Below are 21763 nucleotides of genomic sequence, written 5' to 3' on the forward strand. Positions count from 1 at the left end.
GGTTCTTGGCTCGGGTGCGGGCTTCAGGAGTCGCTCGACTACGGCTCGTCGTGCTGCGACGTGGCCGACGGACTGCGCACGACGGCGAGATCCGCCGCGTCGAGGACGAGCGTCTCCCCGGCCTCCAGGCGGCGTCCGCTGATCAGGTCGGTGCCGGCGCGGTCGAGTGTGACGGTCGCCTTGTCCTGCCGGTGGTTCAGCAGGAACAGGTACGCGTGCGTCCCCGTCCGCCGCTCGGTGACCTCGACGCCCCGCGGCGCGGCGTGCACGGGTCGCACGTCGGCACGGTCCAGGACGTGCCGTACCAGCGCCTCGAGGGCGTCGTCGTCCAGACGTGTGCCGACGTACACGGCCCGGCCTCGGCCGAGTTCGTGCTCGATCACCGCGGCCTTGCCGGTGAGATGCCCCTTGCGGTAGACGGCGAGCGGTCGGGCGGTCTCCGTTTCGAGGTCGTCCTGCCACACGGAGGCCGTCGCGAAGAATCCGTTCAGCGTTGTGTTCTCGGCCGCCGCCTGGACCGGCACCGTGGCCTCGGCGGGCAGTGGGGAGAACTCCTGGACATGCGCTCCGATGATCTCGCGCAGGGCCCCGGGGTATCCGCCTTCGACGATCCGGTCGTCCTCGTCGACGATTCCGGAGAAGTACGAGACGACGAGATGGCCGCCGTCCGCCACGAACTCCATTACACGGGCGCTGTGGTGGCGACTCATCAGGTACTGGTTGGGGATGACCAGGACGCGGTAGGGCGACAGGTCGTCATCGAGGGTGACGACGTCGACGGCGACCTGGCTGTGCCACAGGGCCCGGTGGTGCCGGGCCACGGTGTCCCGGTAGTCGAAGGCGTTGTCGGGGTGGGCACAGCCCTCCACGGCCCACCAGTTCTGCCAGTCCCACACGATCGCCACCTGCGCGCTGGTGCGTGCCGTTGCGACCTCGTCGACGGCCCGCAGTTCGTTGCCGAGCGCTTTGACCTCCTGCCAGGTCCGGGTCGTCTCACCGCCGTGCGGGAGCATCGCGGAGTGGAACTTCTCCTGGCCCTGGCGCGAAGCCCGCCACTGGAAGAACATCACCGCGTCGGAGCCGTGCGCGACGGCCTGGTAGGAGCCAAGGCGCATCCGGCCGGGCTGTTTGACCTGGTTGGTCTTCCACTGGCTCACCGCGCCGGCGGCCTGTTCCATCAGCATCCAGGGCCGGCCGCCACCGAGTGAGCGCATCAGGTCGTACTGGAAGGCGGCAACGGCCATCGAGTCGGGCTTGCCCGGGTCGGGGTAGCAGTCGAAGGCGATGACGTCGAGTTCCCTCGCCCACCGGTGGCTGTCGGTGAGCCGGCACCCGAAGAAGTTGGTGGTCGCCGGCACATCGGGGGTGATCGCGTGAAGCAGGTCCCGCTCCTGCGTGACGAGTTCCAGCAGGAGGTCGGAGGTGAAGCGGGAGAAGTCCAGCTCACGGGAGGGGTTGACCCAGCCGCGCACGGGCTGCGGAAGATGCACTTGGGACCAGTCGCTGTAGCGCTGGCTCCAGAATGCCGTGCCCCAATGGTGGTTGAGCTCGTCCAGTGTGTCGTACCGCTGCCGCAGCCAGGTGCGGAAGCGTTCGTCGCACAGGTCGCAGAAGCAGTCGGAGTGGTACTCGTTGCCGATGTGCCACATGGCCAGAGCGGGATGCCTCCCGTACCGCTCGGCCAGCTCGGTGGCGATGCGCCGGCTGCGCTCCCGGTAGACCGGGGAGGACGGGCAGAAGTGTCCTCTGCTGCCGATGCCGTGCCGCACCCCCTGCCGGTCGGCCGACAGGATCTCGGGGAAGTCCGTGGCGAGCCACGGCGGCGGCGCGGCGTTCGGGGTCGCAAGGTTGACATGGATGCCGTTCTCCCACAGCAGGTCCATGATCTCGTCGAGCCAGGAGAAGTCGAACCGGCCGTCGGCCGGCTCCAGCATGGCCCAGGAGAAGACGCCCAGGCTCACGAGCCGCACGCCTGCGGCTCGCATGAGCCGGACGTCCTCCTGCCACACCTCCCTCGGCCACTGCTCCGGGTTGTAGTCCCCGCCGTACACGACTCCCGGCAGTCGACGGTGAAAGGTGCTCATGCGCGGATCGGACACGGCGGGGATTCCCTTCGGGAGTGCTACTACGTGTGGCTGCTCAGAGCTGCGACTTGATCTCGGAGATGAACTTCTTCGCTGCTTCCTTCGGCGACACACGGTTGAACAGCACGTCCTCGTTGAGGCGCTGGAAGATCTCGGGGACAGCGGGTCCGGCCTTCGCGTTGGGGAGGTTCAACGCGGACGGCTTCAGGGCGTTGACCCGGCCCAGGTAGTCCGCGATCCGCTTCTCCGTGGGGGACAACTCGGGCGTGATCGCCTTGAGCACGTCGGGGTTGTCGGGAACGCCGCGGTCGAACTTCTGGATCTTTGCCGCCTCGGGAGAGTTGACCAGGAAGTCGATCAGTTCCGCGGCCTCCTTGGGGTGCTCGGTCCGCGCGGAGGCGCCGTAGAAGATGCCCGGCTTGGCGTAGGCGCCGACCTGAGAAGCGCCGTTCTCCCCGGGGAAGAGCAGCAGCTTGGCCTCGCGTCCGCTGGCTCCCTCGAGCGCACCGAGCTGGGTCACGGATATGTCGGTCATGGCCGCCTTGTGCTGCGCGACCAGACTCTGCTCGACACCGGCACCTGACGACAGCGCCTCGACCGCCGCGTCCGCGCTGGTCGTGCCGCCGCTGTCACGCAGCTTGACGACCCAGTCCCAGTAGGCGGCCATGGTCCCTTCGGTGAAACCGATCCGACTGCCGTCCTTGGTCCAGTAGTCCTCGCCGTGCTGCCGCAGCCACGGCCCCAGGTCATTGGGGTAGAGCGGCATCACCGTGCCGACCAGGCCCTTGGTCCTGGAGACGGCCTTGGAGACCTTCACGTAGTCGTCCCACGACCACTTGTCGTCGTCGGGCATGGGCACCCCGGCCTTCTTGAACGCCGCCGGGTCCGCGGCGATGCCGAACGCGCTCTCGCCGGCCGGGACGCCATAGAGGCCGCCCTTCACCGTCGTCATCGACATCGAGTTCGCGGGCAGCTTGTCCGTGTGCAGCACGCCCTTGACCTTCTTCAGGTCCATCAGCTGACCGTTGTCGATGTAGGAGTACATGAACGGGTCGGTGATCTGCAGGACGTCGGGCATGTCACCGGCGGCGGCACCGGTCGACAGCTTCTTCCAGTAGTCGTCCCAGTTGGAGTACTCGACCTGGACCATGATGTCCGGGTGCTCCTTCTCGAACACCGCGATCATCTGCTTGGTCATCTGGTGCCGGGAGTCCGATCCCCACCAGTTGAACCGGATGACGGTCTTGCCGCCGTTGCTCCCGGAGGAGTCTCCGGCGCAGCCCGCGGTCAGGACGAGGGCGAAGACCGAACAGGTCAGCCCGACCGCCCGGAGGCGGAAGCGTCTGCTGAGACGGGACGAGTGGTTCATGGTGGGACTCCTCTGCTGCCATCACCGGGCGGTGCGCCCAGTCGGGGGAACGTCGTCTCAAGAAGCCGGCGTACGGCGCCGGCCGTCGCGCCGAGTGGCGGCGAACGCACAACTCGACTGCTTTGCAGGCCGCGAAAGTTACCTGCGGCCCGGGTGTCGGCAGCCGTCCCGGCTCGTCGGGATCCCGAGTGGGCTGCAGCGGCTCTGACAGGGGTTGATGTGAACGAATGCTGGAGCCTTGAGCCGGTGCGCCGAGCTGATCCGCAGGGTTGACCGCGAGCATCGCACCGAGTCGGGGCTGTATGCGTCAGCAATAGTGAACGTTCACGCGGTGAGCGTAGTGACCGGCCACATCTCGGTCAAGGCTTCTGTACGTAACACTTGGGCGCTTGGTGCGACTTCACCGATGCCGGGCCGGTACGGAAGCGGCACGGACCGCGCGCGAACATGCCGGGTCAGCGTTCCGCCCAGTGCGGACGGTGCGCTCGGGCGCTCTTTCCGCGCGAACGCCCTCTGCGCGACGACCGGTTGGTGGGGCCGACGCACTACAGGGTGTGGTTCGTCCTCGCCGGTCCGGACGACTCACGCAGCACGAGGCGGCAGTCGAGGTCCAGATGCAGGTCCGGCTCCGTCTCCTCCCGGATGCGGGCGAGCAGGGCCTGCATGGCCCGCCGGCCCATGGCCTCGCGGTCGAGATCCACGGTGGAGATGGACGGGTTGAAGTACGCGGTGAACTCCTGGTTGTCCCAGCCGAAGACACTCACGTCCTCCGGGACCCGCCACCCGCGGTCCTGGAAGCCGCGGATGACGCCCATGGCGACGTCGTCGTTGGCGGCGAGAACCGCGGTGACACCGGAGTCCGCCGACAGGCCCTGGGCCGCGTCGTATCCGGACCGCACGGACCAGTCACCGTCGATGACGGCGTAGTTCTCCAGGCCACGCTCGGCGACCGTCCTCAGGTAGACCTCGCGTCGTTTTCGTGCCGACATCCAGTCCGTGCTGCCGGCGACATGGATGAAACGCCGATGGCCCAGGGAGACGAGGTGATCGATGATCATGGCGGCCGGTTCGCCGTCAGCCGTGATTCCGTGGGACCGCATCTGGTCGTCGTACTCCCCTATGACGACGGTCGGAGTGTGGTCCAGCCCCAGCTTCTCCAAGTCGCCGATGGGGGTGAAGGTCAGCACTCCGTCCGCCTGACCGGAGTCGAGGAGAGCACGGACACGGTCACCCCTGACCCGTTCGTCGCCTTCCAGGCCGACGATGTCCAGCAGGTACCCGGCCGCCTGTGCCTCCGCGGACGCGCCCCGCAGGATCTGCGAGGGCACGAACGTCGTCATGGCCGGCAGGACCACGGTGACGCGGTTGGACTTGCGGGTGCGCATCGACCGCGCCACCAGGTTGGGCCGGTAGTCGAGGTCGGCCACGGCCTGCTCGATGCGGGCCACCGTCTGCGGCTTCATGCCTCCGTTGCCCCGCAGAAAGCGCGAGACGGTCTGGTGCGACACCCCCGCGTGCGCCGCGACGTCGAGGATGGTGGGACGTTTCCTCGTGTGCGGCTTCGGCCGTTTCACCTGCCGCTCCGATCTCTCCGGTCCCGTGTCCGCGCCCACCGTGCTGCCCCCCGCCGCATCTCCGCGCCCCGCACACCCATCGGTACTGTAATGCCCAGTACGCCAGGACAGGCCGGGTCCTTGACTGTTGCCGTCTCTCCGGAGCCGACCGCACCGGCCGGTCGATCCCGGCTGCCGTGCGGATCGTCCGGCCCGGTCGGCCGCATGGTCTCCGTCCGGGCCGTGCGGCCGGCCGCCGAGTCCGCCATCACCGGGCGGCACGCGTTCTTCATGTCAGACCTGCACAGTCCAGTGCTGGTTTGTGTGCTGCTCGTCGTTCCAGCAGGTGTACTGCAGCAGCCTGGCCCCGTCGGTCGTGAAGGCCCGGTCCACGTCGAGGCACTTGCCGGAGTGGCGGGCGATGATCTCGACGTAGCCGGTGCCGGTGTCGCTCAGCCGCCACTGCTGGCTGGTGCGGCCGTCGCAGGTCTGCTGCACCACCGCGGCCTTGTCCGCCGTGGAGGAGCCGGTCACGTCCAGGCACAGTCCCGAGGGCCGGGAGAGGATCTGGTAGTAGCCTCCGCCGACTTCGTGCAGCTGCCACCGCTGGTCGGCGCCGCCCGAGCAGCCGGCCTGCTCGATCGCGGTGCCGGCCGTGGTCGAGGAACCGACCGGCTCGGCGCACTTTCCCGAGTGCCGCGCCTTGAGCGTTGTCGTGTCGGCGAGCCGGGACATCGTCGACGTGAGGACGGGCACGTAGAAGTCGGTGATGCCGGCGATGTTCGGGTGCGTCCCGGTGCCGCCGCTGCCGGGGAAGGTGTTGACGAGGTTGTCGAACGTGTACGCCACCCGCTGAGCGTCGTCACGCGTGTCGAGGGTCGCGTCCGCGAAGACGTCGGCAACCGCGACGCCCCACTTCTGGGCGGCTTGCAGGTACACATCGCGCAGGGCGAGTTGGGTGTCCCAGTCCCGGGAGCCCATTTTGTGGGCGGCCACGTACACGAGCTGGGCGGAAGGCCACTTCTGCCACATCGTGCGGATGGTGGTCTCGAGCGTTCCGGCGTACGTGCCGGTGTCGAACGTGGCGGGGTCCTGGGAGGCACTGACGGTGCCGACCGTGTAGGTGTGGTTGTCGTGGATCTCACCGGCGTCGTTCGTGGCGCCGTCGAAGACGACGAAGTCAGGGGCCTGTGAGCCGGCGTTCTGCACCTGGGTGAGAATCTGGTTGCTGGTCGGCCCCACGGTCGCACCGTTCACCGCGTACTTCGTCAGCGTCATGCCTTCACGTTCGGCCAGGAAGTTCATGAAGCTGCGGGAGTACTTGTGCCCCCAGACGATGCTGTCGCCGAAGGCGTAGACGGACGAGCCGGCGAGGCTTCCGTACGCGGGGTTCGCGGGGCGGGTCAGCCGGAAGTTGTCGAGCGACTGCACGCCGGTTCCGTAATAGTTGCAGGCGACGAACTTCGCCAGGTTGGTCCCCGTGATGGTCTTCGTGGCGGAGGCCAGCACGATCGGCGCGGCCTCCTTGCTGGTGATCGTGTACTGGAGCTTCTGGAGGGTGAAGTCCATGTGCAGATCGACCGTGTACCACTTGGTCCGGTCGAAGCCGATCTTGGTCCAGGTGGGATTGAGTGAGTCCGGGGCGGAGGCTGAGTCCGAGTCGGGTCCGGTCGCGGCGTAGCGGAGTTCAGCCGCGGTCGCGGCCAGCCCGAAGACGAGGTGTCCGGTGTTGTCACGAAGTTCCAGACCGGTCTTCATCCCGGTGCTGGTGTTGGCCGTCTTCCAGTCGAACCGCAGGTCGAGCGTCTTTTCCTGCGTGATTGACGACGCGAACGGCCGCACTGATGTCGTGTAGTTCCCCATGTTCTGTGTGATGTTCAGCGCGCCGTTGCCGATGGCGGCCCCGACCGGGAACCCGAAGTTCGCGGGGTCCGTCTGGGCGTCGAACGTCTCGTTGATCAGCGTGGCGCCCGGGGTTTCGGCGGCGGAGGCGGCCGGAGCTGTGAGGAAGGCCGAGAGGAGCAGGACGCCGGCGGCCAGGGCGCCGGCCCATCTTCGGGGCCGGCGGCCCGTTCTGCGCATGACCGTATACACGTGATCTCCCTTGATCTCTGGTGATACCGACCGGTGCCCGGCGAGGAGGAAGAGGACCCCGGCCGCGGTTCGGCCCGACGGGCACACCGAAAAGCCACGAAGTACCGGGAAGGATGAGGTGTCCGACAACTGCAGGGGCAACGTAGTGATCGTTCACCTGAGCGGTCAAGATGTCTGCAGGTGATCGTTCACTACGTGAGAGACGCCTGGGCACACCTGAGCTGAACCGCTCTGGACTGCGGCGGAAGTCTTCCTGTCCACACCATTGACACGCAAGCGTTACAGGCAGTCTCATGTGCGCCATCGTTGGTTTCAGTCAAACCGCTGATAGCCAGGGCCCCGCCATCGCCTGTCGACTCGATCGCGCTGCGCCCGGCGCTCCCGCCTCGAAGGTTCCTGACGGGTGCCGTCCATCCTCGATCGTGATCGTTCACTATCCGGCAAGGCCGCCTGACACGGAGGTAGTGCAATGAAGCCGAACACCGGCCCCTGGTCGCGCCGCAGATTCCTCGCCACGAGCGGGGCGGCAGCCCTCGGGGGCATGGCGCTGAACCTCGTCGGCGGCCTCCCGCGGGCCGCCGCGGCCGGAGGCGTGGTGTCGTACGTCGACACATCGAGGTCCACGTACGACAAGCTCGTCCTGATGGTGGACGACAAGCCCTTCTACCACAGTGGTGTCCAGTTCCGGTACGAGAAGCACAGGTACACGTTCGGCTGGACGGACGCCCAGCTGAAGCCGGTGCTCGGGATGATCCGCGACGACGGGTTCACCGTGGTGAACATCCCCATCTGGTGGTCGAAGGTCGAGACCTCGAAGGACGTCTTCGACTGGACCGACATCGACCGGTACCTGGCCTGGTGCGGGGAGTACGGCCTCAAGCTGGAACTCTTGTGGTTCGGCCACGAATCGACCGGCTCCTCCCTGGCAGCCCGGATGCCGGCCTACGTACTGAACGACTACCAGTGCGTGGTGAGGGCCGACGGCACCAAGCTGACCCTGAACGGCAACCCCCTTCTGGACAAGACGGATCCGAACCTGCTCGCCAGGGAGAGGTTCGTACTCGGCCGGCTCATGGCCCACCTCGCGTCCGCCGACACCGCACACACCGTCGTCGGCATCCAGGTGCTCAACGAACCGAACGTGTCGAAGCAGCAAGGCGGCTCGTCCATCGACCGGAGCTACAGCAGCTACAGCACCGACCGCTGGAACAGCGGCGGGTACACCGACGCGACGAAGTTCCGCAAGGACGTGCTGCTGAACTACCTGACCCAGCTCGGACAGGTGATCAAGCAGTCGGACTACTCCGTGTACACCCGGACCAATATCGCCGGCAGCGGGGACACGGTGCCGGTCGCCGAGAACGAGGCCCTCAGGGCCCAGGGGACGTCGACCATCGACTTCTTCGGGAAGGACCCGTACACCACGGGCCTCGACACTCTCTACAACTACGGGAGGGACGCCGTCTGGGCCCAGGGGAAGAACTTCCCCATGATCATGGAGAACTTCGGAGGAACCCCGGCAGCGGACGTCGAGAAGTTCAACGGCATCGCCGGCAACACCGCCTTCAATCTCTACGCCTCCCTGGACCCGGACTCCAGCACGGGCAGCAGCAATTACGGCCTGTACGACTTCAACCCCACCACCAAGGTCGTCACCCGCAAGGCCGTCTCGGACAAGGTCGCACGTCTCAACCACGTACTGAACAAGATCCATCGGGACCTCGCGGGCAAGCTTCCGGTGGAACGCGGCGGAACCGACCTGCAGACCTTCAACCGGAGCGCGACCGCCGCCATCACCACCACCAAGCCCGTGGGCGGCGTCAACATCACGCTGACGACATCGAGCGGTGCGCAGGCATTCGGTGTCAGGCGCGGTGCGGCCGAGTTCGCTTTCACCACCACGACCCAGGCCACGTTCACGCTGCCGGGAACCGTCGGCGTCGTGCGGTCCATGGAAACCGGCCAATACGATGTGAACGACAACTGGGTGAAGTCCGGCACCAAGGCGTACACCACGGTGTCCGGAGACACCGCCATCGCCCTGGCGGACGGCGAATGCGTGCGGGTCGCCTACCTCGTCAGCGGTGCGCGGTACAAGCTGAGGAACACGTCCTCGGGCAAGTACCTCGACACCGATGCGAACGGTGCGGTCATCCTCTCGACCGCGACCACCTACGACGACCAGGACTGGATCATCGCCAAGGACGCGTCCGGAGCCTGGACCATCAGGAACGCGCGAACAGGGCGCTTCTATCTGGAAGCCGACGCCACCGGCAACAACGTCATATGGAACACCGGCACCGTTTCGGACGCCTCGCTCTGGAACCTGGAAGGTGTCCCGGCAGGAGGGCTCCGCATCAAGAACACCCATACGGGAAGGGCCTACCTGTACGGGAACTCCGCGGGCGAGGCGAAGTGGAACACGGGAACGCAGGACGCGAGCACGGTCTGGGAGTTCCAGCCCAGGTAGCCGCCCTCGCCGTCCCCTCTCCCGCGAGCCCGCAAAGCGGTACACGAGAGGGAGCGGGGCGGCGCAGGGTGCCCGTGTAATGATTGCTGCATGACTCACGCCGACGTGTTGCGGGCTCTGGACGCCAGGGCCGCCGGCCAGTGGGGTCTGGTGACCACCGCCCAGGCGAAGCTGGACGGCGCGCAGGGAGTCCAGCTCCTGCGGCTGGAACGGTCCGGAGCGCTGGAGAGTGTGGGCCACGGGGTGTACCGCCTGGTCGCCTTTCCCCCGCCGGAGCACCTACGGATCAAGGTCGCGTGGCTGCGGCTGGATCCCGGGACCCCGGCGCGGGACCGTCGTACCGACGACCCCGGGGCGGGCGTCGTCTCCCATACCTCCGCGTGTGCGGTGCACGGCCTGGGCGGCCGGCCCACCGACCTCGTGGAGCTGACGGTCTCGTCCCGCCGTACCACTCGTGACGAGACCGTCGTGTTGCACCGCGCGGCCACGGCCTCCGAGGACATCACCGTCGTCGACGGTCTGCCCGTCACCACCGTGCCCCGTACCGTCGTCGACTTGCTGGAAGCCCGTGCCGACGCGCGCCGTCTGGGCGCGTTCGTCGCCGAAGCGGCCGCCCGTGACCTGCTGCGCGTCGACGACCTCGCGCCACGGGTCGCGGGCTTCGCCGACGCCTACGGGCTGACCGCAGGGGCGTCCGGCGCGGAGCTGCTGGAGTTCCTGTGCGAGCAGGCGGATCGTCCTCTGCGGGCGGCGAAGGCCGCTCGGCCCGCCGCGAAGGCCGCCGGGCCGGGGGCGGCCGCCGACCCGGAGAGGAAGCGGCCGACCATCTGGGAGGTCGCCAAACGGGCCGGTGTGTCGCACCAGACCGTGTCCCGGTTCCTGAAGAGCGACAGCGGCATGAAGCCGGCGACGCGAGCGAAGATCGAGCGGGCCGTCGCCGAGCTGGACTACCGGCCCAACCTCATGGCGCGGTCGATGCGCACGCAGCGGTCCCACCGGATCACCATCGTGCTGCCCGAGTTGAGCGGCTTCGTTCCGATCCCTCTGCTGAGGGGCGCCTCGGCCGCGGCGCACGAGGCCGGGTACATGACCGACGTCGTCGGGCTGGAGGGCGGGGAGTCCCGACGCGCCCGCAGCGTGCTGTCCCTGCTGGAGACCCGGCAGGCGGACGGGGTGCTGTCGCTGGTGCCGCTGGGGGACCTCGCCGGGGACCAGGGCGCCGGGCGGCGGCCCGTGGTGATTCTGGGCGAGTACGACGACAACCTCCAGTCCCGGGGACGGCTGGCCGACGGACGGCCCGCCGAGGAGATCCTGCGTCACCTCGCAGACCAGGGACACCGCCGGTTCCTCCACGTCGCCGGCTCACAGGACTGGGCCTCCGCACGCAACCGGCGCGCGGTCTATCTCGAGGCGGTCGAGCGACTGGGCCTGGAGTCCTACGGCGTAGTCGACGGGGACTGGTCCGTGCGCTCCGGCTACGAAGCTGCGCGGGACCTGCCCGCCGATTCCGGCGTGACGGCCGTACTGGCCGCCAATGACTACGTCGCCCTGGGCGTGCTGCGTGGTTTCCAGGACCGCGGTACGCGGGTGCCCGAGGAGATGAGCGTCTTCGGCTGGGACGACGAGGAGTTCACCCGGTACTTCTCGCCGAGCATCTCGACGGTGCACATCAACAAGGAAGAAGTCGGCCGCCAGTCGATGCTGTCGCTGCTCGCTCTGCTGCGCGGCGAGCCCGAGCCGGAGTCCGAGGTCACGGATCTGTTCCACCTGGTGCCGCGTGGGTCGAGCGGCCCGGCCCTGCACTGACTCCTCCGGTGCCCCGTCAGGACATCGGCCACAACGTGAACGATCACTGCGCAACTCTTGACCACTGAGGTGACCGTTCACTACGTTCATGCCGCCGCCCGGTTCACATCGGCGCGAGCCGAGTTCGTCCGGCAGGACCATTCTCCTCGACCGCACGGCCATGCGCGCACGCCCTGAGCTGAGCAGGTCGAAGCAACTTTTTCGTCAGCAGTCGGCGCCCCCAGTGCCGCGCCCAGGCACCGCCCGCGCTTCCACGTAAGGGCCCCATTACTGACTACAGCCACCCCGTGAGGGTGGCGATCATCGGCGCCGGAAACGCCGCCGACGGCTGGAGATCGCCGAACAAGGAGGCAGTTCAATGAAGTCCGAGACCGGTCAGTGGTCGCGGCGCAGGTTTCTCGCCACGACAGGGGCGGCGGCCCTCGGGGGTATGGCCCTGAATCTCGCCGGCAATCTCCCGCAGGCCGCGGCGGCCACCGTCGTGTCGCATGTCGACACCTCGCTGTCGACCTACGACAAGCCCGTCCTGATGGTGGACGGCGCACCCTTCTTCCACAGCGGCCTTCAGTTCCGCTACGAGAAGCACAAAATCACGTACGGCTGGACCGACGGCCAACTGGAGCCGGTCCTGAGGATGGCGAGCGAGGACGGCTTCACCATTGTCAACATGTCCATCTGGTGGTCCCAGGTCGAACCGTCGAAGGACGTGTTCGACTGGACCGAGCTCAACCGGTACATCGACCTCTGCAAGAAGTACGGGCTCAAGCTCGAACTGCTGTGGTTCGGCACCGACTCGGGCGGCTCCTCCGTGGGGCAGGGGCCCCGTCTGCCCACCTACGTGACCACCGACTATCAATGGGTGGTGGACTCCACCGGCACCCGCGTGGCCAACGACGGCAAGTCCCTGCTCGACAAGACCGACCCCAGCCTCCTCGCCAGGGAGAAGTTCGTCCTCGGCCAGGTCATGGCCCACATCGCCGCCTACGACACCACCCACGCTCTGGTCGGCGTCCAGATCCTCAACGAACCCAACGTCAGCAGCGTGTGGGGCAAGCAGGTCGGTCGCAGCTACAGCACCTACAGCACCCAGCTGTGGAACGACGGCGGCTACACCAGCCAAGCCCAGTTCCGCAACGACGTGCTGCTGAACTACGTGACCGAACTCGGACGCGTGGTCAAGCAGTCCGAGCACTCGGTGTGGACCCGCTGCAACGTCATCGGCGACGCCAAGCCGGTCGCCGAGAACGAGGTACTGCGCCAGCAGGGCAAGGCCTACCTGGACTTCTTCGGCGGCGACCCGTACACCCAGGACCAGGACACCATCTACAACTACGGCTTGACGTCGGTCTTCGCCCAGGGCGAGAACCTTCGGATGATCATGGAGACGTTCGCCGGCGCACCGCTGTCCGACGTGTTGAAGTTCAACGGCATCGCCGGCGACGCGGTGTTCAACATGTACGCCGCCGTCGACCCCGACTCCTCGACGGGAAGCAGCAATCTCGGCCTGTACGACTTCGACCCGGCCACCAAGGTCGTGACCCGCAAGCCGGTCTCCAACCGCGTCGCCGCCCTGAACCGGCTGCTCAACAAGATCCACCGCGACCTGTCGACCAGGTCCACGGTGGAAGCGGGCGGCAGCACCCTGCAGACCTTCAACCGCAAGGCCACGGCCGGCGTCGACATCGCCAAGACCCTGGACGGGCTGAGCATCGGCTTCGCGACCACGAGCAGTGCGCAAGGTTTCGCGGCCAGGCGCGGTCCGGCCGAGTTCGCTCTCGCCGCCACCGCCGCTGCCACGTTCACGCTGCCCGGGACCATCGGCGTCGTGAGGTCTGTCGAGACCGGGCACTACGACGGGGCCGACAAGTGGGTGAAGTCCGGCGTCAAGGCGTTCAGCACGGCATCCGCAGGCATCGCCGTCACCCTGGCAGCCGGCGAATGCGTACGGGTCTCCTATCTCGTCAGCGGCGCGACCTACAAGATCAGGAATTCTTCCGCGGGCCGGTACCTCGACACCGACCTGAACGGTGTGGTCACACTCGCGGCCGCGACCGCCTACGACGACCAGGACTGGATCGTCGCCAAGGATTCATCGGGGTCGTGGACCATCAAGAACGCAAGGACGGGGCGCTTCTACCTGGAGACCGGCTCCAGCAACAACAGCGTCGTCTGGAATGCGGGCGCCGTCTCGGACAGCTCCCTCTGGACCTTGGAAGGGGTCGCGGGGGGTGGACTTCGTGTCAGGAACACTCACACGGGCAGGGCCTACCTGTACGGGACCTCCGCGAACGAAGTGAAGTGGAACACGGGAACGCAGGACTCGAACACCGTCTGGGAGTTCCAGCCGAAGTAGAGCACGCTCCTGCCTCGCGGGACGCCTGATCAAGAGGGCGTACGGTTCCTCGTGCCGGACGAGGAACCGTACGTCCTCTTGCCGTGTCCGAGCGTCCGTGGCTCCGCCTCACCGGTGTAACCATTGCTGAATGAGTCAGGCCGCCGTGTTGGAAGCGCGGACCGCCGCCCACTGAGGCGTGCTGCCCGATGGACGCGGGTCGGTTCGCCCTGCGATCACAAGAAAGTGAACGATCACTGCGCAACTCTTGACCGCCAAGGTGACCGTTCACTACGTTCATGCTGCCGCCCCGTTCACACCGGCGCGAGCCGAGTTCGTCCGACAGAGCCATTCCCGTCGACCGCACGGCCATGCGTGCACGTCCTGAGCCGAGCAGGTCGAACCACCCTTCTTCGTCAGCTGTTCGACGCCCCCCGTGTCGCGCCCAGGCACCGCCCGAGCTTCCACGAAAGAGCCCCATGACTGACTACAGCCAACCCGCGAGGGTGGCGATCGTCGGCGCCGGAAACATCGCCGACGGCTGCCACATGCCCGCCGTCCAGGCCCAGAGCGGCGAAGCGACCGTCATCGCCGTCGTCGACGTCGACCTGCGGCGTGCCGAGGCCTTCGCCGCCCGCTGGGGCATTCCCGCCGCCTACGACGGCCTCGACCGGATGCTCCAGGAGCAGCACCCGGACCTGGTCATCGTCTGCACGCCCCCGATCGCTCACGGCGAGGCCATCACCGCCTGTCTGGACGCCGGCGCGTCGGTGTGGTGCGAGAAGCCCCCCACCCTCTCGGTCGCCGAGTACGACGCCGTCGCCGCCCACGAGCGCGAGGGCGGCCCGTACGTCTCCTACGTCTTCCAGCACCGGTTCGGGTCCGCCGCCCGAGCCCTGCGGGAGCACATCCGCACCGGCCGTCTCGGTGCTCCCCTGGTCGGCGTCTGCCACACCCTGTGGTACCGGGACGACGCCTACTTCGAGGTTCCCTGGCGCGGCAAGTGGGAGACCGAGGGTGGCGGCCCCACCATGGGTCATGGCATCCACCAGATGGACCTCATGCTGTCCCTCATGGGTGAATGGACCGAAGTCCGCGCCGCCATGGGGACGTTGGCCCGCGATGTGGAGACCGAGGACGTCTCCATGGCTATGGTCCGCTTCGCCAGTGGCGCCATGGTGTCCATGGTCAACAGCCTCCTGTCCCCTCGCGAGACCAGCTACCTGCGCTTCGACTTCCCTGAAGCCACGGTCGAGCTGTCCCATCTCTACGGCTACGACAACTCCCACTGGACGTGGACTCCTGCTCCCCACCGGGTCGATGTCACGCCGGAGGAACTGGGAGCACCCCTCGACGACGAGCCCAGTTCGCACGCCGCGCAGTTGCGCGCGCTGCTGCGGTCGCTGCGTGCCGGGGAACGCCCCGAGGCCGGCGGCGACGACGGCCGCCGCGTCCTGGCCCTCATCGCCGCCCTGTACGAGTCGGCGAGTACGGGACGCCCCGTCACCCCCGCCATGATCACCGCGGCCAACCCGTTCTACCACTCCATGAGCGGCCGCCCCGGCGCCGCCCGGGACGACGACGTCAAGGAGAAGACCGGTGTCTGAGACGCCCTTCCACATCGGACACGACGACGCCGGAACGCAGTTCGTGGTGTCGGCCGCGGGCACCGACCTCGCCACGTACGTCTACCGGCCGGACACCCCGCTCGAAGAATCCCCCAAGCCCTACGTCTACCCGCTGAGAACACTCTCCGGCGCCTCCGTGGGCGTCTACCGGCCCTGGGACCACCGCTGGCACAAGGGCCTGCAGATGACCTGGTCCCACCTGTCCGGCGACAACTTCTGGGGCGGGCCCACCTTCCAGCAGGGTGCGCCCGGACACGGCTACGTCTGGCGTGAGAACCACGGGCGCCAGGTCCACCGCACCTTCGACCGGCAGGACGTCGGCGACAGCGAGGTGTCGGTCGTCCAGGCGCTGGACTGGATCTCCTCCAGCGACGAGACGTGGATCGACGAGACCCGCACCCTGCGCTTCCACAGCGCCGACACCGACGACGGCGTCTGGGCGCTGGACTTCACCACCGCCCTGACCAACGTCCACCACGAGCCCCTGCAGATGGGCAGCCCCACCACACACGGGCGCCCCAACGCCGGCTATACAGGACTGTTCTGGCGGGGGCCCCGGGCCTGGACAGGTGCGGACGTCATCGCCGACGGGGGTCATGAAGGCGACGCCGTCATGGGTACCCGGGGCGCCTGGGCGGCCATCACCGGTGAGCACGACGAGATCGACGGCGGCGCAACGGTCCTGGCCTGCGCCGGCACCACCAGCGCCTCCACCCCGCTGACGTGGTTCGCCCGCAGCAGCGCCTTCGCCTGCCTCAACCCCTCGCCCGCCTTCGGCACGGAGATCAAGCTGGAACCCGGTGAAACCCTGCACCTGACCCACCGCTTCGTCTTCCTCGACCGCACGGTGGATCGTCACGAACTCGAACCGATCGCACGGAGGTTGGCCCTGTGACCTCACTCCCCGACTTCCCCGGAGCCGTGGGGCTCAGCCGGCTCGAGGTCTATCCCTGGCCCACGGCGGACCACGAGCACGGCGGCTCGCCCCACATGCACCTCACCTGCTCGGAGTGCTACGTCGTCATCGGTGGCCTCGGCCGGCTGGAGACCCTCGGCTACAAGGGGCTCACGACGGCCGAGCTGCGCCCCGGAGACGTCGTCTGGTTCACCCCCGGCACGATCCACCGAGCCATCAACGACGATGAGCTGCGCGTGATCGTCGTCATGCAGAACAACGGCCTCCCCGAGGCAGGCGACGCGGTCATGACGTTCCCGCCCGAGTACCTGTCCCCCGAGACCTACCCGGCCGCGGCCTCACTCCTCGACGCCGACGGCAGCCCCAGCCACGAGCGCTCCCGAGCTCGCAGGGATCTGGCCGTCGCAGGCTTCACCGAACTGAAGCGGCAGTGGCGGCGAGGCAACCGCTCGGCGTACGAGGGCTTCTGCGCGGCAGCGGTGCGCCTCGTCCAACCCCACCTGGACACGTGGGAGAAGACGGTCGAGGACGGTGCGCTGGCCGCCGCGAACACGGCACTACGGCATATCGACGCACTGCGGCAGGGCCGCTACGACCACTTGTTCAGAGCGGAGATCTCGCACATCGGCCTGCCTTCCCCACAGACGCTGGGCATGTGCGGTTTCCTGCGCGCCTACGACCCGGCCCGCCGGGCCGGAACATCGACCGGGACGAAGTGACACCTGTTGGCGGCGGGTGGTGAGGAACATGTCCGACCGGGTGCCGATCTGCCCCGGCCTGAGCTGAGGAAAGCGTTTCGTATGGGTGCGACACAACCGGAGGGCGGTCGGAGCGCAGACGCTGCGACCACCCCGATCCTGTCGGGGATGTACCCCGATCCATCGGTGTGCCAGGTCGGAGGGGATTTCTTCCTGGCGAATTCGTCGTTCGAGTACAGCCCCGGCGTTCCGGTCTGGCATTCCCGCGACCTGGTCTCGTGGCGGCAGATCGGCAACGCCCTGACGAGGGACGAGCAGTTCCCCGCGGGCTGTTCGCCGTCGAGCCGCGGCATCTACGCCCCGACGCTGCGCCACCACGGGGGCCGGTTCTGGCTGATCACCACGAACATCGACGACGCTCGCGGCGGCCATCAGGTCTACCACGCGAGCGACCCGGCCGGGCCGTGGTCCGCGCCGGTGTGCCTCACCGGACTCGACGGCATAGACCCGGACCTGGCCTGGGACGACGAGAGAACGTGCCTGGTCACGTACTGCTCGTGGTCGGAGACCGAGATCGGCATCAGGCAGGTCGCGGTCGACCTGGAGAGGGGTCTGCTCCAGGAGAAACCGCGGTGGATCTGGCACGGAACCGGCCTGGCCCATCCCGAGGGGCCGCACCTGTACCGGCGCGGCGACTGGTGGTACCTGGTCATCGCCGAAGGCGGCACCGACCGGGGGCACGTGGTGTCGGTCGCACGCTCACGGAGCCCCCGAGGGCCCTTCGAAGCCGCCGGGCACAATCCGGTCTTCACCCACCGCAGCACGGCTCATCCCGTCCAGAACGTCGGCCATGCCGATCTGGTCGAGCGTCCCGACGGGACGTGGGCAGCGGTGTACCTCGGCACGCGGCCACGAGGCCGCAGCCCCCGCTTCCACGTCAACGGGCGTGAGACGTTCCTGGCCGACGTCTCCTGGGTGGACGATTGGCCGCGGCTCGAACCGGCGAGACGCCATGTCCCGACCGGGCAGCGGGACTTCGAGGACGAGTTTTGCTCCCCCGGGCTGGACCCCAGGTGGGTATCACCGGGGCAGCGTCCCGACCGGTTCGTGCACAGGGCACCGGCAGGGGTGGTCGTGCGTCACGCCCCGAGCGAGACCGGCGAGCCCTCGGGACTGTTCACGCGGGTCGGCGGAGACCACTGGGAGGCCGACTTCGTCGTCGATCCGGGCGAGGGCGCGTTCACCGTCGCGCTACGGCTGGACGGTGTCCACTGGTACGGCCTGCACGTCGCCGAAGGCGAAGTCACCGCCGTCGCACGGATCGGGCAGGTCCGGTCGGTTCTCGGCTCCCGCCCGCTGCCAGAGTCCCCCGTCACCCTCCGCGTCCGCTCCACGGAACCCGCTTGGAACGGACCGGACGACATCGAACTGGGCATCGGCGACGGAACCGGCACGGATGTCCTCGCCCGTCTGGACGGACGTTATCTCTCCACCGAGGTGGCGGGCGGGTTCACCGGACGTCTGGTCGGTGTGTGGGCCGAGTCGCGGGAGGTGCTTGTCCGCCGGGTCCGGTTCACCGAACGTCGCGCGTGACGCCGTGCCGTAAACCGCGGCTTCGCCGCCCCGGTCTTCTCCGCCGGCCGTCGGGAGGAGATCGCCGAGGCCCGTCACCCGATCGAACCGGTCGTACTGAGGCCGACGATCGAGCGCGTGGACCTCGAAGCCGGACACCTTCGGCCGTGCGCACCGTGAACTGGTGTCTCTCCGGCCGATACCAGAAGGCCGCGTGAACGGGGCGGTGGGCCAGGCTACTTCGCCAGCGCGCCCATGGCCCGGTCGAGCAACACGGCCAGCGGGACAGTGCCCTCACAGGTCACCCACGCTGTGGAGGCTGCATCCAGGCAGGCGAGCGCGGCGGCGGCCAGTGCGTTCGGCCTGGTGTCCTCGGGCCGGTCGGGGTCGGCCCCCAATCGCCGGGCGATCTCCGGCACCAGCAGTTTCTGCCAGCCCAGTTGCTTCTCGTGATGCCTGGCGCGCAGGGACGGGGTCTCCTGGAGCATGCGCAGATAGCTGAGTACCTGCTCGGGGGGCGCTGCCTCGTTGATCCGCGTGAGGGCGTCGAAGGCCCGGCGCAGTGCCTCCCAGGGCTCCTCGTCGTCGGGGCGGGCGGCGAGCTCCGCCGCGATCTGGCGGCCCGACTCTTCCAGGCGTCCCAGGACGATGTCTTCCTTGGTACCGAAGTACCTGAACAGGCTGGCGCGTGAGAGGCCCACCTCGGCGGCGATCTGGTCGACGGTGGTCTGGTCGAACCCCTGCTCGGTGAAGAGCCGGTGCGCCACCTCGACCACTTCCGCCTGAACCGTCGCACGCACGCGCTCACGCAGGCCGGGCGGCTTGCGTGCGGACTGGTCGGCGGCACGGACGGATTCAGACATACTCGAAGGGTACAGCAAGGACTCACTTTGAGACCGAGTATCAGAACTCGGTCTCTGCGAAGACCAACCGCTCGGTGCGTTCGCGCAGGCCCACTGCAGGGGTCACGACCTTCCGACCGGCCACCGCACTCCGCCCGTTCGCCCCAGGGCTTCGGGGTCCTTGCACGCCTCCTCTTCTCCCCCATGCCGACGGCCGGCGGGGGTGCGATCTCCCGTCGAGGGATCACGCATGCCCGCCGGCCGGTCCCTGGCCGCAGCGCCGAGCGCCGGACCACGACCGGCGCCTGCCGTACGGTTACGCGGCGCTGCCCTGGGCCTCGGTGGCGACGTCGGCCCATTCCTCCCAGACCTTCAGGCGCTCGGCGTAGACCTGCGGGACGAGCTGGAGCGGGGAGGTGCCGAAGAAGACCCGCAGGGGCGGGTTGTCGGCGTCCACGACCTTCAGCAAGGCCGCACCGGTGGCGGTCGGGTCGCCGGGCTGGAAGTCGCTCCAGTAGGCGGCGAGAGCCGTGCGCAGGTCGTCGTAGGCGGGCAGCTGCCCGGTGAAGGTGGCGGAGGAGCCTCCCCAGTCGGTGGCGAAACCGCCCGGCTCGACGAGGGTGACCTTGATACCGAATCCGGCGACCTCCTGGGCGAGGGCCTCACTCGCGGCCTCCAGGGCCCACTTCGAGGCGTTGTAGACACCGAGGTTGGGAAAGGCGGTGACTCCTCCGACGCTGGAAATCTGCACGATGTGGCCACTGCCCTGGGCCCGCATGAGGGGCAGGGCGGCCTGAGTAACCCACAGGGCGCCGTAGAAGTTGGTCTCCATCTGGTCGCGGACCTGCTGTTCCGTCGACTCCTCGACCGTGCCGAACAGACCGTAGCCGGCGTTGTTGACGACGACGTCGAGACGGCCGAAGTGGTCGTGCGCCCGCCGGACGGCCTCGGTGGCGGCGGCCTTGTCGCTCACGTCCAGAGTGAGGGGAAGGATCGCCTCGCCGTGGGCGGCGACGAGGTCCGCGAGGGAGTCGGTGTTGCGGGCGGTGGCCGCGACCTTGTCGCCGCGCTCCAGGGCCGCCGTGACGAACTGACGGCCGAAACCGCGCGAGGAACCAGTGATGAACCAGATCTTGCTCACGAGAAACGCTCCCGTTCGAAGTGAAGCCTTATGGGGAGACTCTACATCTCTCTGAGACTGAGTATCAAGATGATTCTTGGAGTCGATGTTGTACGCTGCTCCGCACCAGCCAGGCACGTATGACAACCGAGGGATTGCGGCGTGAGGAGCTGGCGCAACTGGTGGGGGTTGTCCTACGCGTACTACGCGCGCCTGAGCAGGGATACCGCGAGACGATGTCGGCCGAGGTGTTGCCGCCCGAGGAGCGCAATGGGGCCCGGCTGGGCGGGCAAGAGCCCGGGTCGCACGCCGAGGTCGCACGCCGAGCCGAAGGAGCGGGTGACGGAAGCCCGCACGCGTCGGCGCTCGCCGGACGTGAGAAGTGCGCCGGTGACGAAAACTAGGTTCAGTTCCCGCGAGAACCGTGAAGAAACCAGGCAGTTCGGTTGCGTGTTCTTCGAATCGCCGGGCAAGAGGAGCGACGGAGGTTGATATCTATGGTTCCCCTGCTTCTCGTCCTGCTTCTGGCTCTGATCCTCTTCGGCGCGGGCTTCGCGCTGAAGGCACTGTGGTGGATCGCCGTCATCGTGCTGGTCGTCTGGCTGCTGGGCTTCGTGCTGCGCAGTGCGGACACAGGCGGCCGCAAGGGCCGCTGGTATCGCTGGTAACGCATCCGGCAGCAGCTGGCCTGTGGGCCTCGGGAACCCCCGGGGCCCACAGGCATGTCCTGCCTCAGGGCGTCTCCTCGGGTAAACGGTGTACCCACCACTTGCCCGGGCACCAGGCCTGATAGCTGGGGCCCGGTGAAGCAGCGGAACCTGCACCTCCAACCACCGGGTCCCAGCGGCACCGCGAGGACTCTCGGCCACCGCACCGTCGCCGGCCGCTGCCCTATGGGCATGTTGAGGCAGGTGGCACCACCCGCTGAAGCAGCTCCCTTGGCGATGAATCGGCGCGTACCTTGTCACCGGCCACAGGTTCAGGCCGACGAGCGGCGTTCTGGACTGGAAGGGGCGGGGCGGGGCGGCCGGATTCGAACCGACGTCCTCCGAGATGATGTCGCGGCGCACTACCTCTGTGCTACGACCCCGCCTTGCTGATGATCGTAGTCCTCACCCACGGCGACGAACAGGCGATGACAGCCGCCGGGGGCGCCACCAGCACTCCGCATGAGACGACGTCTTAAAGAGCGTTTTGTCCCAGCGGGGTTGTTTCGTTCGAGGTTCAGGTGTCGCGCCAGTTCGGGGTGGATTCGCGGGTGAGTCGTCGGCTTATGAGG

Annotated in this window: 14 protein-coding genes; 8 read left to right on the forward strand and 6 right to left on the reverse strand. The window is 68.0% G+C overall.

Translation table 11 applies throughout. The features are described 5' to 3' along the window. Window positions 1-38: 38 nt before the first annotated feature. The 4 genes from ABTX60_RS27680 to ABTX60_RS27695 all read right to left on the reverse strand — a co-directional run bounded on the left by ABTX60_RS27680 (window position 39) and on the right by ABTX60_RS27695 (window position 7100). Window positions 39-2084 carry a beta-galactosidase gene (locus tag ABTX60_RS27680; RefSeq protein ID WP_352099724.1) on the reverse strand — a complete coding sequence of 682 codons (2046 nt, stop codon included), beginning with the start codon at window positions 2082-2084 and terminating at the stop codon, window positions 39-41. A gap of 55 nt (window positions 2085-2139) precedes the next feature. After that, window positions 2140-3453, reverse strand: a complete 1314-nt coding sequence (locus ABTX60_RS27685) for an ABC transporter substrate-binding protein (RefSeq protein ID WP_352099725.1) — start codon at window positions 3451-3453, stop codon at window positions 2140-2142. 545 nt (window positions 3454-3998) lie between these two features. Continuing rightward, a complete protein-coding gene (locus ABTX60_RS27690; protein ID WP_352099726.1) occupies window positions 3999-5288 on the reverse strand; it encodes a LacI family DNA-binding transcriptional regulator in 1290 nt (429 codons plus the stop codon). A 12-nt stretch (window positions 5289-5300) separates the two neighbouring features. Beyond that, window positions 5301-7100 carry an RICIN domain-containing protein gene (locus tag ABTX60_RS27695; RefSeq protein ID WP_352099727.1) on the reverse strand — a complete coding sequence of 600 codons (1800 nt, stop codon included), beginning with the start codon at window positions 7098-7100 and terminating at the stop codon, window positions 5301-5303. Window positions 7101-7569: 469 nt separating this feature from the next. Here ABTX60_RS27695 and ABTX60_RS27700 point away from each other — a divergent pair, with 469 nt between their 5' ends. The 7 genes from ABTX60_RS27700 (at window position 7570) to ABTX60_RS27730 (ending at window position 18543) form a co-directional block, all read left to right on the forward strand. After that, window positions 7570-9570 carry an RICIN domain-containing protein gene (locus ABTX60_RS27700; RefSeq protein ID WP_352099728.1) on the forward strand — a complete coding sequence of 667 codons (2001 nt, stop codon included), beginning with the start codon at window positions 7570-7572 and terminating at the stop codon, window positions 9568-9570. A 90-nt stretch (window positions 9571-9660) separates the two neighbouring features. Then, window positions 9661-11376, forward strand: a complete 1716-nt coding sequence (locus ABTX60_RS27705) for a substrate-binding domain-containing protein (protein WP_352099729.1) — start codon at window positions 9661-9663, stop codon at window positions 11374-11376. Between the two features lie 358 nt (window positions 11377-11734). Continuing rightward, a complete protein-coding gene (locus ABTX60_RS27710; protein ID WP_352099730.1) occupies window positions 11735-13729 on the forward strand; it encodes a DUF4978 domain-containing protein in 1995 nt (664 codons plus the stop codon). Window positions 13730-14187: 458 nt separating this feature from the next. After that, entirely contained in the window at window positions 14188-15315 is a 1128-nt protein-coding gene (locus ABTX60_RS27715) for a Gfo/Idh/MocA family protein (RefSeq protein WP_352099731.1), read from the forward strand. Beyond that, window positions 15308-16231: a DUF6807 domain-containing protein gene (locus ABTX60_RS27720; RefSeq protein WP_352099732.1), complete on the forward strand. Its 924-nt coding sequence runs from the start codon at window positions 15308-15310 to the stop codon at window positions 16229-16231. The genes ABTX60_RS27715 and ABTX60_RS27720 overlap by 8 nt, the downstream gene beginning before the upstream one ends. After that, on the forward strand, window positions 16228-16971 hold the full coding sequence (locus tag ABTX60_RS27725; protein WP_352099733.1) for a cupin domain-containing protein: 744 nt from the start codon (window positions 16228-16230) through the stop codon (window positions 16969-16971). Before ABTX60_RS27720 ends, ABTX60_RS27725 begins: the two co-directional genes overlap by 4 nt. Window positions 16972-17052: 81 nt before the next feature. Then, window positions 17053-18543 (forward strand): glycoside hydrolase family 43 protein, encoded by a 1491-nt coding sequence (locus ABTX60_RS27730; protein WP_352099734.1) that lies wholly within the window; start codon window positions 17053-17055, stop codon window positions 18541-18543. A gap of 215 nt (window positions 18544-18758) precedes the next feature. Here the strand turns inward: ABTX60_RS27730 and ABTX60_RS27735 are convergent, their stop codons facing one another. Continuing rightward, the gene (locus ABTX60_RS27735) at window positions 18759-19385 is read right to left on the reverse strand and encodes a TetR family transcriptional regulator (RefSeq protein WP_352099735.1); all 627 of its coding nucleotides are present in this window, start codon (window positions 19383-19385) and stop codon (window positions 18759-18761) included. A gap of 295 nt (window positions 19386-19680) precedes the next feature. Beyond that, window positions 19681-20505, reverse strand: a complete 825-nt coding sequence (locus tag ABTX60_RS27740) for an SDR family oxidoreductase (protein ID WP_352099736.1) — start codon at window positions 20503-20505, stop codon at window positions 19681-19683. Between the two features lie 476 nt (window positions 20506-20981). On the opposite strand from ABTX60_RS27740, the gene ABTX60_RS27745 reads away from it, so the two are divergent. Next, a complete protein-coding gene (locus tag ABTX60_RS27745; RefSeq protein ID WP_031106884.1) occupies window positions 20982-21152 on the forward strand; it encodes a hypothetical protein in 171 nt (56 codons plus the stop codon). Window positions 21153-21763 lie beyond the last annotated feature (611 nt).

The sequence above is a fragment of the Streptomyces sp. NPDC126510 genome, from assembly GCF_040302345.1.
In the GTDB taxonomy this organism is placed as follows: Bacteria; Actinomycetota; Actinomycetes; order Streptomycetales; family Streptomycetaceae; genus Streptomyces.

Excerpts from the sequence above, each read along its gene's own strand:
- ABTX60_RS27680 (WP_352099724.1), bottom strand. The coding sequence starts at position 2,084 with ATGAGCACCTTTCACCGTCGACTGCCGGGAGTCGTGTACGGCGGGGAC.
- ABTX60_RS27685 (WP_352099725.1), bottom strand. The coding sequence starts at position 3,453 with ATGAACCACTCGTCCCGTCTCAGCAGACGCTTCCGCCTCCGGGCGGTC.
- ABTX60_RS27700 (WP_352099728.1), top strand. The coding sequence starts at position 7,570 with ATGAAGCCGAACACCGGCCCCTGGTCGCGCCGCAGATTCCTCGCCACG.
- ABTX60_RS27705 (WP_352099729.1), top strand. The coding sequence starts at position 9,661 with ATGACTCACGCCGACGTGTTGCGGGCTCTGGACGCCAGGGCCGCCGGC.
- ABTX60_RS27710 (WP_352099730.1), top strand. The coding sequence starts at position 11,735 with ATGAAGTCCGAGACCGGTCAGTGGTCGCGGCGCAGGTTTCTCGCCACG.
- ABTX60_RS27715 (WP_352099731.1), top strand. The coding sequence starts at position 14,188 with ATGACTGACTACAGCCAACCCGCGAGGGTGGCGATCGTCGGCGCCGGA.
- ABTX60_RS27730 (WP_352099734.1), top strand. The coding sequence starts at position 17,053 with ATGGGTGCGACACAACCGGAGGGCGGTCGGAGCGCAGACGCTGCGACC.
- ABTX60_RS27735 (WP_352099735.1), bottom strand. The coding sequence starts at position 19,385 with ATGTCTGAATCCGTCCGTGCCGCCGACCAGTCCGCACGCAAGCCGCCC.
- ABTX60_RS27745 (WP_031106884.1), top strand. The coding sequence starts at position 20,982 with ATGGTTCCCCTGCTTCTCGTCCTGCTTCTGGCTCTGATCCTCTTCGGC.